11 protein-coding genes, 10 tRNA genes and 1 rRNA gene are annotated in these 12,040 nt (G+C 43.0%); 1 reads left to right on the top strand and 21 read right to left on the bottom strand.

All coding sequences use genetic code 11. From position 1 onward, the window contains the following. Window positions 1-17: 17 nt before the first annotated feature. From D0466_RS19580 to sigW, 9 genes are all read right to left on the bottom strand, one after another. A complete protein-coding gene (locus D0466_RS19580; RefSeq protein ID WP_199484592.1) occupies window positions 18-359 on the bottom strand; it encodes a n-acetylglutamate synthase in 342 nt (113 codons plus the stop codon). 187 nt (window positions 360-546) lie between these two features. Next, window positions 547-870, bottom strand: coding sequence for a hypothetical protein (locus D0466_RS19575; protein ID WP_117324210.1), 324 nt, complete (start codon window positions 868-870; stop codon window positions 547-549). A gap of 243 nt (window positions 871-1,113) precedes the next feature. Next, entirely contained in the window at window positions 1,114-1,620 is a 507-nt protein-coding gene (locus D0466_RS19570; RefSeq protein ID WP_117324209.1) for a CBO0543 family protein, read from the bottom strand. A 548-nt stretch (window positions 1,621-2,168) separates the two neighbouring features. Further along, entirely contained in the window at window positions 2,169-3,971 is a 1,803-nt protein-coding gene (glmS, locus tag D0466_RS19565) for a glutamine--fructose-6-phosphate transaminase (isomerizing) (RefSeq protein ID WP_117324208.1), read from the bottom strand. 452 nt (window positions 3,972-4,423) lie between these two features. Beyond that, a complete protein-coding gene (gene glmM / locus D0466_RS19555; protein ID WP_117324206.1) occupies window positions 4,424-5,773 on the bottom strand; it encodes a phosphoglucosamine mutase in 1,350 nt (449 codons plus the stop codon). Window positions 5,774-5,789: 16 nt separating this feature from the next. After that, window positions 5,790-7,139, bottom strand: a complete 1,350-nt coding sequence (locus D0466_RS19550; protein ID WP_117324205.1) for a CdaR family protein — start codon at window positions 7,137-7,139, stop codon at window positions 5,790-5,792. Then, on the bottom strand, window positions 7,132-7,953 hold the full coding sequence (gene cdaA, locus D0466_RS19545) for a diadenylate cyclase CdaA (protein ID WP_117324204.1): 822 nt from the start codon (window positions 7,951-7,953) through the stop codon (window positions 7,132-7,134). Before cdaA ends, D0466_RS19550 begins: the two co-directional genes overlap by 8 nt. A gap of 225 nt (window positions 7,954-8,178) precedes the next feature. After that, complete coding sequence (locus D0466_RS19540) at window positions 8,179-8,796, bottom strand: zf-HC2 domain-containing protein (protein ID WP_117324203.1); 618 nt, start codon at window positions 8,794-8,796, stop codon at window positions 8,179-8,181. 17 nt (window positions 8,797-8,813) lie between these two features. Beyond that, window positions 8,814-9,377 carry an RNA polymerase sigma factor SigW gene (sigW, locus tag D0466_RS19535; protein WP_117324202.1) on the bottom strand — a complete coding sequence of 188 codons (564 nt, stop codon included), beginning with the start codon at window positions 9,375-9,377 and terminating at the stop codon, window positions 8,814-8,816. A gap of 129 nt (window positions 9,378-9,506) precedes the next feature. Between sigW and D0466_RS19530 the strand changes: the two genes are divergently transcribed. Then, window positions 9,507-9,701, top strand: coding sequence for an aspartyl-phosphate phosphatase Spo0E family protein (locus D0466_RS19530; RefSeq protein WP_233522732.1), 195 nt, complete (start codon window positions 9,507-9,509; stop codon window positions 9,699-9,701). Window positions 9,702-9,728: 27 nt separating this feature from the next. On the opposite strand, the gene rocF is transcribed toward D0466_RS19530, so the two are convergent. The 12 genes from rocF to rrf all read right to left on the bottom strand — a co-directional run bounded on the left by rocF (window position 9,729) and on the right by rrf (window position 11,905). Next, window positions 9,729-10,631, bottom strand: coding sequence for an arginase (gene rocF, locus D0466_RS19525; RefSeq protein WP_117324201.1), 903 nt, complete (start codon window positions 10,629-10,631; stop codon window positions 9,729-9,731). A gap of 158 nt (window positions 10,632-10,789) precedes the next feature. Then, window positions 10,790-10,865 (bottom strand) — tRNA-Ala (locus tag D0466_RS19520). Window positions 10,866-10,884: 19 nt separating this feature from the next. Continuing rightward, window positions 10,885-10,959: transfer RNA gene (locus D0466_RS19515), tRNA-Gly, on the bottom strand. An 11-nt stretch (window positions 10,960-10,970) separates the two neighbouring features. After that, a tRNA-Lys gene (locus tag D0466_RS19510) sits at window positions 10,971-11,043 on the bottom strand. A gap of 3 nt (window positions 11,044-11,046) precedes the next feature. Then, a tRNA-Gln gene (locus D0466_RS19505) sits at window positions 11,047-11,121 on the bottom strand. A gap of 98 nt (window positions 11,122-11,219) precedes the next feature. Continuing rightward, window positions 11,220-11,304, bottom strand: a tRNA-Tyr gene (locus D0466_RS19500). A gap of 20 nt (window positions 11,305-11,324) precedes the next feature. Beyond that, a tRNA-Thr gene (locus tag D0466_RS19495) sits at window positions 11,325-11,400 on the bottom strand. 7 nt (window positions 11,401-11,407) lie between these two features. Further along, window positions 11,408-11,483, bottom strand: a tRNA-Val gene (locus D0466_RS19490). A 7-nt stretch (window positions 11,484-11,490) separates the two neighbouring features. Then, a tRNA-Glu gene (locus D0466_RS19485) sits at window positions 11,491-11,565 on the bottom strand. A gap of 22 nt (window positions 11,566-11,587) precedes the next feature. After that, window positions 11,588-11,660 (bottom strand) — tRNA-Thr (locus tag D0466_RS19480). 1 nt (window position 11,661) lies between these two features. Beyond that, window positions 11,662-11,736: transfer RNA gene (locus tag D0466_RS19475), tRNA-Asn, on the bottom strand. 52 nt (window positions 11,737-11,788) lie between these two features. Continuing rightward, window positions 11,789-11,905: ribosomal RNA gene (rrf, locus tag D0466_RS19470) — 5S ribosomal RNA — on the bottom strand. Between the last annotated feature and the right edge of the window lie 135 nt (window positions 11,906-12,040).

Raw genomic sequence — 12,040 nt, 5'->3', positions numbered from 1 at the left:
TAGATAAATAAACACCTTCATTTTACTTCTTCTATAATTGACTCCCCTTCGCTTTGGTCACGATCCGTCCACTTCCACCTCTCATGCAGTCTTAACCTTCCATCGGATAAAATAGTTGGAGTGGAACAACATTGGCCACCTCGTATTTCGTTTTTCCTGTTTACATGATTATACCTAAAAAGCAAACTGCCATTTTCCTGCACGATTCCAATTAATGTCCCTTTTACAATTTCTCCCCCGCTATATGTTGCTGAAAGAATATTCCCTTCTTGTTTGTAATTGAAAAACGTTTTTGCCGAAACCTCTCCGTTTTCTGTATTTTCAACTGATACAAATTTTCGTCCATTGTAATTCACCAAACATTTCGCCTCCCGTATTTTTAATATTCAATTATTTTATCACATATTCGTGTCCTCCTGGAACATCAGCTGGCCAAGACATGATTAAAAAGCATCCCCAATACAGTGGGACACAGAAGGGATTTTTGAGCAATGGTTCCAACAAATCCGTGAATATAAGTCTGTTACAACTATACTTTGTTAACAATTAATCCTCTTTTTCTTTTATCTGTTCACGGATCCGTTCAAGTTCTTCCAAAGACAGTTCTCCAAGAGATTTTTTAATTTCTTCCTCAATCTGTTTTCTGTTTTTTTCCCGATATCGATTCCACCATTCCCGAAGGCCTTCCGTCTTATCCAAAATATAATCGATATCTATCTCTTCTACTTCATCATCTGAAAGATAATTCAATACATCTCCTAACATACGATTAAGATTACCGATTTCATCTTCGTTTTTTTCGTTACTTGGCAGAATATCATTTGTTTCCTTGTCCAACTCTTCATTGATTGATGCAGCCTTTCGTGGCATGATTTCCCTCCTTAGTTATTATTCCGTTTAAAATATATATTTTTTAGTTTTCCTTACATATTAATGCGAATAACTTTCTCGGTAAGGTATTTTAATTGGCGGCTGGATTGTTAGCCGGAAATATTTCAAACTTTCATGCACTTTATCTTCCGTACCTGGTTAAAGGCAGGTGGAAGAAGACAGTCAGGCTCTTTCTTTAAAACTTTTCCTCAACAGGCACAGTATAATATGAAGTTGTTGCAGTTATTTAGAATACTGGAAAGGAACTTGGAAGTAGGATATTAAGTAAAAGATGATAAATATGGATAAGATATATGCCCGGAATGGATTACGATGATGCAGTGCAATGACCGAGAACATCATAAGGTTAAATAAAAATGAATACCAAAATTGCCATCCATTTTGATATGAAATTCTCCCAAACACATACAATAGCCACTCAACGGAAATGTAAATGCCAGACCAAAGCAATATGTAGATTACCCTATGAAACCATTTTTTAGGAAAGTGGGAGAGATATAGGAAGATACTGACAGGCATCGTAATAAGAGCATAAACAATCACCGTCACATCGTGCCCAAACAGCAGATCAGGATGGAACTTCCATAAGGAATAGTCCTTTACAATGTATTCGTACAGTAAACCGCCTGTGGCAATAAAAAGCATACTGGCGTGGTATTCCCTCCAGGTTCTCCAATTCCCCCACTTTAAAGAAGCGATAATGGTTAGAATAGCAATTGCTACGTGCATACTCACTACCCTTTCGGTAATTTTATAAATAGTTTGCTCCACGTTACTCTATGTATGTTTATATTTATTATTTAAAAAGCAAAGAGGTAATTCAGGGAAACTCCATAAAATACAATGCATAGAAATTAATTGCGATTTATTTTGTTCTAAATCCCTTGTTAAAACAAACTCGAGTTAAATTTACATACATTTTTTTCATAACCTTTCTCGCTATTCATCACATGATTTCTAAAATTTTTATTTACTACTTATATCGTCTCATATATTTTGGATTGCTGATTGGCCAGCATTGGGAAGGGCGAATAAAGAAGCGTAGCTAGGCCTACAGGATGTTAGCTCACACAGGCGAAGACATAGGGATGTCATGCACTTGTCCTGCTATATGCAGATATGAAAGCGTTAAGTTTTCTAATGATGCCAAAAAAAGACCCAATCCCTGAAGTGGATTGAGTCTTACTTGAACGTTGTTTAAAAATTCTTTAAGCCAGTTCCCAACTTTTTTGTTCGGTTCCCGACATTTTGTATTTCTATATTTATATAATTAAATATTACTCCACAGTAACAGACTTCGCGAGGTTCCGTGGCTTATCTACATCACAATCGCGATGCAGGGCTGCGTAGTACGCAATTAATTGAAACGGTATTACAGAGACAAGAGGTGTTAATAGTTCATGCACTTCCGGAATCACAAAGCGGTCTTCTTCGCTTTGAAGGCCTTTCATGGAAATGATGCATGGGTGTGCACCGCGTGCAGCCACTTCTTTTACGTTGCCGCGGATGCTCAAGTTCACTGATTCTTGGGTAGCAAGGGCGAAGACCGGTGTTCCCTCTTCGATAAGGGCAATAGTTCCGTGTTTCAATTCACCGCCTGCGAATCCTTCAGCTTGAATATAAGAGATTTCTTTCAGCTTCAATGCGCCCTCAATGCCTACAAAGTAATCCATTGCGCGGCCGATAAAGAACGCATTTCGCGTCACTGATAAATACTCCCGGGCTATCTCTTCCATTTGTTCCTTGGAGTCAACAAGTGCTTCCATTGCAGTTGCAACAATGCCAAGCTCCTGAACAAGATCGAACTCCACTTCCTGATTGCGGAATTTAGCTGTTACATTAGCTAAAATGGCCAGAACGGCAATTTGGGCAGTGTAGGCCTTGGTGGAAGCTACGGCTATTTCAGGGCCTGCATGAAGCAGCAAGGTGTAATCCGCTTCACGGGACAACGTAGAACCGGCTACATTTGTAATCGTCAACGCTTTATATCCAAGCTCCTTGACCGCTACCAGAACCGCACGGCTATCCGCTGTTTCGCCGCTTTGTGAAATGAAAATGAACAGTGGATTTTCAGAAAGCAATGGCATATTGTAAACAAACTCAGAAGCAATATGGACTTCTACCGGGATTTTCGCCATCTTCTCGATCAGCTGCTTTCCGACCAATCCAGCATGATAGCTCGTTCCAGCAGCGATAATATAAATCCGGTCTGCCTGATTCATAGCTTCTGTAATATTGTAATCAATGGCAAGCTTGCCTTTATCATCCTGGTACGCCTGAATGATCTTTCGCATAACGGCTGGCTGTTCATCAATTTCTTTCAACATATAATGCGGGTATGTTCCTTTTTCAATATCGCTTGCATCAAGCTCTGCTGTGAATGGTTCACGGCTCGCGATTTCGCCGTTCAGTTTTTGGATCGTTATATTTTCTTTTGTGACGATGACCATTTCTTTATCCATCAGCTCAAGGAATTGATCAGTGACCTGCAGCATAGCCATTGCGTCAGAAGCAACTACATTAAACCCATTTCCCACACCGACTAGCAACGGGCTTTTATTTTTCGCTACAAAAATCGTTTCATCATTTTTGTTATCCAATAATGCAAAGGCATACGAGCCTTTTAACAGCGTTAATGTTTTACGGAATGCTTCCTCAGATTCTAATCCGTCTTTGACGAATTTTTCAATAAGCTGTACGACGACCTCCGTATCCGTATCACTTTGGAACGTCACACCCTGTAAATATTCGCGCTTCAAAAGGTCATAGTTTTCGATTACTCCGTTGTGGACAAGAGTAAAACGGCCTGTTGCACTTTGATGCGGGTGGGCATTGTGCTTGCTTGGAACGCCGTGAGTCGCCCAGCGGGTATGCCCAATGCCTGTATGAGCAATAACATTTTCGTCCACGATAGCGCGAAGGTCGGCAATACGTCCTTTTTCCTTGAACACCTTGACACCTTCACCGTTCTTTACCGCAATACCGGCAGAATCGTATCCTCTGTACTCAAGCTTTTCTAATCCTCGCAATAGGATTTCCTTTGAATCATTATTACCAATATAACCGACAATTCCACACATAAATACTGTTCCTCCTATAACCGAGCCAGGGAACAGGAATGCCTGGGGGCACTCCTGCCCCCTTGTCTCTGAAAGTTTTTATGTGTGCATTTTCTACCCTTTGTGCAGCAGGTTGCCCCGCTGTTTTAAGATAGAAATTTTTGCGGCTGTGCACGATCAGCCGGGAGGCATCCGCCGAAATCTCGATAAACCTCCTCCTCGTCAACTAAGCAAATCCGTACATACTTAGTCCTGGCGCTTCAAATGTTGAATCCCGTTCTCCTTTCTCAAGAATGGAAAAATTGCTGCCTTGGCAAATGAATTGCAAAGGCATGAGCTTATCATATCCTACGTTTCTATTGACGTCAATAATATGTGATTCACTCATTTTAACCGAAGAAAGGTGCAACAAACAGCACTCTATATAAAATATGCATAAGAGGCAAAGAAGTTCCCCTTATGCATTTCCATTCTTATTCCTGTAATCCCATTTCCTCTTTTACGACCGTGGCAATCCGGTCCACATTCTGCCGGCATTGCTCCTCGGTTGGAGCCTCCGCCATTACACGAACCAAAGGCTCAGTACCTGAAGGCCTTACCAATATCCTTCCATTTCCGTTCATTTGAGCTTCCACTTCACTGATCACTTGCTTAACTTTGGCATTATTAGTAACACCATTCTTATCGGTTACCCTCACATTCACAAGCATTTGCGGGAATTTCCTCATTTCAGCAGCGAGCTCGGACAGCGGTTTTTTCGTCGCATTCATGATATTAACCAGCTGCAGTCCTGTAAGCAAGCCGTCACCAGTTGTGTTGTAATCAAGGAAAATGATATGCCCGGATTGTTCACCCCCGAGGTTATACCCGCCTTTTTTCATTTCTTCCACGACATACCGGTCACCTACAGCAGTTTGGGCACTTTGGATACCTTGCTCTTCCAAGCCTTTGTAGAACCCAAGATTGCTCATCACCGTGGAAACAACTGTAGAATGTTTTAAGCGGTTTTGCGCCTTCATATATTTTGCACAGATGTACATAATTTGATCACCGTCTACGATTTCCCCATTTTCGTCGACTGCGATCAGGCGGTCCCCGTCGCCGTCAAAAGCCAAGCCTACATCCGCGCCTTTATCTTTTACTAACGCAGCCAGTGCTTCCGGATGGGTAGACCCAACCCCTTCATTAATATTCAGGCCGTTCGGTGAGGCACCCATTGTCGATACATCGGCATCCAAATCCGCAAATAAATAGGTAGCCAAAGAAGATGTAGCCCCATGCGCACAGTCCAGGGCAACATGAATGCCTGTAAAGTCATCATCAACTGACTGTTTTAGATATTGGATATATTTCTGGCCGCCTTCAAAATAATCGTTCACATTTCCGAGGTCACCCCCTACAGGGCGTGGAAGCTGATCGGTTTCCAAATCCATCAGCTGTTCGATTTCCTCCTCCTGGCTGTCGGATAGTTTAAAACCATCAGAGCCGAAGAATTTAATCCCATTATCAGCAACCGGGTTATGAGAGGCAGAAATCATGACGCCTGCTTCTGCACTTAAAGCCTTTGTCAAGTACGCCACTCCAGGAGTAGAGATTACGCCAAGGCGCATTACTTCCGCACCAATGGACAATAAACCGGAAACAAGCGCCCCTTCGAGCATATGGCCTGAAATCCGTGTATCACGGCCAATTAATACTTTTGGACGATTTGTATCTTTGGTTAGCACATATCCGCCATAACGGCCAAGTTTAAAAGCAAGTTCAGGTGTTAATTCGCTGTTGGCTATGCCTCTGACTCCATCTGTACCAAAATATTTACCCATCAATATCGCTCCTTCTTCATATGTTGTCTATCGAACCTCTATGTTCACTGTTTTTTTTAGTGATCGAGACCGTTGCTTGTTCCAACGGCAGTTCCCACTTTACATTGCTTGGCGCTTTAACTTGTATCGTTGCGTCGTGTTTTCCTTCTTCAAATCTATTTACATTAACGGAAAGCTGAATGTCGGATCCCGTAATTTTCTTCAGGTTCTCTGGGTCTCCTGTCAGTGTGATGCTTGTCCTCCCTGATGGAGGGGAAATGAATGTAACCGCCGTGTCATCTGCGTTCCCGACAGTCTGTATTGTAAGGTCATGGAATGTTTTTGTTTGGGCGACCACTTCCTGGTCTTTCTGGTTTTCCTGGTCTTCCTGGTTTTCTTGTTCATCCATATCGTTGTCTTTTGGGGATTCCTTTTCTGTCCTGACTTTAATAGTAGCTGTATCCCTGGACATTTTATGGACGTTATCAGGAAGATTTAGCGGCAGTTCAAACTCCGCATCACCCTCTATATTGCCGACTGAAACAGGCAGGCGGACTTCACTGATTTTTTGAAGGACCGATTCTTTTCCATACAAAGTCACTTCCTTCGGTTCAACACTGATTTCTTTTATTTTTAGTCCATCAGCCGGGGTTCCTGTTTGAACCGCTACGATAGGCACCTTTTTTGCAGGAATGCTAACTTGCACGGAAACAGTTACCGCCTCAGGATCAATTAAAACATCAAGCTTATTTAAATCCCTGTCTAGGGCCTGTACTTTCGCTTTCTGTTGTACAGTATCAGTAATGCCTCTATTAAGCTCAACGATTGCCTTTACATAGGAAATCCTCTCAATCACATCTTTGGCACCGGTAATTTTTACAGTTTTAGGATTAACTCTTGGCTGATCTGCTACATACCCATCTTCCAGTAAAGATCGGTTAAACTCCGGATCAACTGAAAACTCCTGCGTCACTCTCTCCTGTATCGTGACTGTAGCAATTTCCGGATTAATTTTGGCTGTCAATTTTTCATTCATGTCCCGGACTTTTAGCCGAACATTTTTTTGCCCTAAGGATAAATCCGGGTCTGATAAATCAATATATACTCTTAGGTCACCCCGGTTTTTCGCAGAAACCACCAAAGGCTTGGCCCCTTTTAATGTAACGTCTACCGTTCGGGGCGCTCCGGTTACCACCAGGTTTTCCTGATCGTAGTCAATCTCGACGGGTACATTTTGAATTGTTGCTGTATATGTCTTCCCCGGCGTATTGAAACCCAGCTGCCCCTTGCTGGATTCAGGTTGCAGATTGATGGAAGTAAATAATAGGGCTGCCAAGGCAAGGGATACAATCCGGACGAACCATGGGCTATTCATAAACTTATCCATTTTTCTTCCCCCTCCAATTCCAGCGTACTGAAGAAGTTGATCGGTTATCGAGAACCAGCTCGTTCAACAACAATTCCCTAAATGTGCCTTGATCTAACTCACGATGCAGCTCCCCGCTTTTCGTAAGGGACACCGCCCCCGTTTCCTCCGAGACCACAATGGTGATGCAATCTGTAACCTCACTTATACCGAGTGCGGCGCGGTGCCGTGTACCAAGTTCCTTTGAAATAAAAGGGCTCTCTGAAAGAGGCAAATAACAGGCAGCTGCTGCCACCTGATTGTTCTGGATAATGACAGCTCCATCATGCAGCGGTGTATTAGGAATAAATATATTGATTAGCAATTCACTGGAAATCTGAGAACTGAGCGGAATTCCAGTTTCAATATAATCATTCAATCCTGTTTCCCGTTCCACTGAAATCAGGGCTCCTATCCGCCTTTTTGCCATATACGAAACAGCTTTAATGATTTCCTCGACTAATCGGTCCTGTTCATCCTCTTCTTGTCCGGCGCTCCTTGTGAACAGTTTCCCTCTTCCCAGTTGTTCTAGGGCCCGGCGCAGTTCAGGCTGGAAAATGATAATGATTGCAAGGATCCCCCAATTCATCGCTTGTTGCATTAACCAACCGATTGTATTCAATCCAATCAGTCTGCTAAGGCTATGTACAATGACAATCACAAAAATCCCTTTTAACAGCTGCACGGCCTTTGTGCCCCGAATGACCATCAAGAGTTTATATATTACAAACCAGACAAGGAGAATATCGATGAAATTCACTATAAAATCCAGGAAAGTAAAATTGGATAACGACATGTTACTTCCTCCAGTCGGCAATGCTCTTAGATAAAAAATATTTTAATTGTAACTTTACAATTATACCATAGTTTATCCGATTACATCTCAACATTATAGATTGGATCTGCAAAGCGTGTCCAAGAAAAATAACTCTAAAAAACCGGACTTCAATCGAAAGAGATTGCCTCTTCACCAATTGAAGTCCGGTATTGTTTGATCAGGAACAAATTACCTAATGAAGGATTACTTTTGTTCATTTATCTGGAAAATGGCCTTTCCGGTATTTTTTATTTTAAACCAAAGCCATTCAAAAATCTGGTCTATCTCCTCAATTTCCCCTGTCACACTCCCCGCTGATGCAAGGTAGTTGTGTCCATTGATAACCGTTACATTGCCATTGACTTTCCCTTCGATCCGTATATCACCGTTTTGGACTACAACGTCCCCATTTACGGTTTCACCACTAGGGACAACCACCATCTCATTTTCGACCATGAGGTTTGGCTGTTTTGACACGGAAAACTGCTCATCTTGATTATAAGTTCCAAAAAGGGTTCCAGCCATCAATACGAGAAACAACGATACAGCGGTTAGTAATGGATGGTTTTTCAACCAACGCTCGGCGCCCACTTTTTTCTTTTCCTTTGGCAGCGAAGACATCACCTTCTGTGTGAAATCAGGAGAAGCTACGATTCTTGAGGAGCTTTGGACGAGGACAACCGTCTTTTCTAATTCGTGGAAATGGGCCCGGCAATCTTCACAACTGCGCAAATGCCCGCGCAAAAACGATTCGTCTTCCTTTGTTATGTCTTCATCTAAATACTCATGCATCAAGCCAATGATTTCATCACGACATTTCATGATTCTCACCTTCTTCTTCATAAATGGCGCAGCTGGTTTCTTAACGCTTCTCGGCCACGGTGTATCCTTGTTTTAACTGTACCAACAGGCAAGTCCAGAATTTCACTTATTTCCTTTAGCGATAATTCCTCTATATATTTAAGCACAATCGGGGCTCTGTATTTCTCAGGCAACTTTTCAATTTGCGCCTGTATCGTTTCCTGCAATTCCATGGACTCCACTTCATCTTCCGGCAAAGCGGTATCAGCAGGAATTTGTGAATACATATCGAGGCCTTCTGTTCCGGCCACCTCTGCATCCAGGTAAAAATCCGGCTTTTTTTTTCTGAGCCTGTCTATGCACAAATTGGTTGCAATCCGATACAGCCAGGTCGAAAATTTCATGGTGATATTAAAGCTATGAATGTTAACATACGCTCTTACAAACGCTTCCTGGGCCAGATCCTCCGCTTCGTGCCTGTTTCCGAGCATCCTGTAACAAATTTGGAACACCTTGTCTTTGTAAAGTTCAACAATTTCGGCAAAAGCATTCTGGTCTCCCTTTAAGACCTGTTTAATTCTTAGTTTTACAATGGCTTCCATTCTTTCATTTACCTCCGCTCAAGCGGCTATACGACATTTACGATTCGCATGCAGAAAAGGTTTCAAAAAACCTCATTATAATTTTAACAAAGATGCCCATTTTATGTTTAGAAAATAAAAAAAGTGGGTATGAAAGAAAAAAAGGGGGAAAGAGAGGATTTTCACATGACCACGGAACAGCTCTTACGGAACATTGAAGAATGCCGAGAACGAATGATTGACTTAGCTTCCTATACTTCCATGGCCGACCATGAGGTGGTAAAAGCAAGCACTGAATTGGACAGGCTGATAAATCAATATTTTCACTTGACGAAAAAACAGTAACCCTGCGGTTACTGTTTCATTGTTTTTTTACAGTAACTTCTCTCCAAAGAGAGAACCCATCAAAGCAACTGCCACTGTTGCGGTCTTGTTTCGCTCATCCAATATTGGGTTTACCTCCACAAACTCCGCTGATGTCACAATACCAGCCTCTGCAAGCATCTCCATCGCCAAATGGCTTTCGCGATAACTAATCCCGCCAATCACCGGTGTCCCGACACCAGGTGCATCCTGAGGATCAATTCCATCCAAATCCAGTGATAAATGAACGCCGTCTGTTCTTCCCCTTAAGTATCCTATGGATTCTTCCATTACTTTTGCCATGCCAAGGCGGTCTATTTCATGCATCGTAAAGACCTTGATGCCCTTATCCCGAATTAACTCTTTTTCCCCATGATCCAGAGAGCGAGCTCCAATGATAACGATATTCTCAGGCTTCACCTTAGGGGCATAGCCATAGATATTCACCAAATCTGAATGTCCAAGCCCAAGGCTTACAGCCAAAGGCATTCCGTGGATATTTCCGGATGGTGACGTTTGCTCCGTATTTAAATCACCATGAGCGTCATACCATATTACTCCGAGGTTTTCATAATGTTTCGCAACGCCTGCAAGCGTGCCGATTGCGATACTGTGGTCACCGCCTAAAACAAGCGGAAAGGAACCCTTCCCAATGATCCTGTCCACATTTTCCGCAAGCATCACATTTGCTTTCCCTACTAGTTCCAGATTTTTTAAATTGGAATTTGGATTCTCTATCAAGCGGGGTCTTCCAACGACAATGTCACCCAAATCGTCTACTTCTATTTCAAGCGCTTCTAATCTCTCAACCACTCCGGCATATCGTATAGCGCTGGGTCCCATGTCTACGCCCCGCCTCGTTTGCCCAAGATCCATCGGCAATCCAATCATGGATATTTTCTTAACTGTCATTGTTAGCATCCCCCTTATCTATTTCTATAATATAACTGAAAATTCAAATGGTTCAACCTAACAAATTTATGCATAAGTATGCGCTTTCGCAGCTAAAAAAATAAAAAAAGTCTTAAACCTGATAGTTTAAGACGAAATTTTGGTGTTATGTAGTTAGATGGTGGAGCCTAGCGGGATCGAACCGCTGACCTCCTGCGTGCAAGGCAGGCGCTCTCCCAGCTGAGCTAAGGCCCCTCAGTTAATATATCTTTTTTGGAGCGGAAGACGGGATTCGAACCCGCGACCCCAACCTTGGCAAGGTTGTATTCTACCACTGAACTACTTCCGCAAGTAGAAAAGTGAGCCATGAAGGACTCGAACCTTCGACCCTCTGATTAAAAGTCAGATGCTCTACCGACTGAGCTAATGGCTCTTATGGCTGGGCTAGCTGGATTCGAACCAACGCATGACGGAGTCAAAGTCCGTTGCCTTACCGCTTGGCTATAGCCCAAAGAATAAAAAGTTTGCCTTATAAAAAAATAGGTGGTAATCATATAGTTCCCTTAAAAAGAGAATATATAACTTATCCACGATAGTATTTTACAAAAATGGTGGAGGGGGACGGATTCGAACCGCCGAACCCGGAGGGAGCGGATTTACAGTCCGCCGCGTTTAGCCACTTCGCTACCCCTCCACATTTAATTAAAGCAACAATGGTGCCGGCAAGAGGACTTGAACCCCCAACCTACTGATTACAAGTCAGTTGCTCTACCAATTGAGCTACACCGGCAAATAGATGGTGGAGGATGACGGGATCGAACCGCCGACCCCCTGCTTGTAAGGCAGGTGCTCTCCCAGCTGAGCTAATCCTCCGTTATAATGGTGACCCCTACGGGATTCGAACCCGTGTTACCGCCGTGAAAGGGCGGTGTCTTAACCGCTTGACCAAGGGGCCGCTTGTTGAATAATATTTCGGAAGCTCCCAAGCGGGCTCGAACCGCTGACCTCTTCCTTACCATGGAAGTGCTCTACCTGCTGAGCTATGGAAGCATGGCTCCGCAGGTAGGACTCGAACCTACGACCGTTCGGTTAACAGCCGAATGCTCTACCACTGAGCTACTGCGGAATAATATATAATGTTTCCTAATACCAGCTATTGAATAATTTAGAATAATGCAGCCTGGCGGCGTCCTACTCTCACAGGGGGAGATCCCCCAACTACCATCGGCGCTGAAGAGCTTAACTTCCGTGTTCGGAATGGGAACGGGTGTGGCCTCTTCGCTATCGCCACCAAACATTATTCAATGCTATAAGACACTAACTATTATAATATCTTAAGAAAGAGTTTTGCAAGAAGAAATTTATGTTGTTCCTTCAAAACTGGATAACAGGTAAGGCTTTTGCGTGTATTCAAAACAACTTTGGTTAAG

This window comes from Peribacillus glennii, from assembly GCF_003429105.1.
Lineage (GTDB): Bacteria > Bacillota > Bacilli > Bacillales > DSM-1321 > Peribacillus > Peribacillus glennii.
The sequence above is the reverse complement of the archived record's forward strand: the minus strand, read 5'-3'. Positions and strand labels throughout refer to the sequence as shown.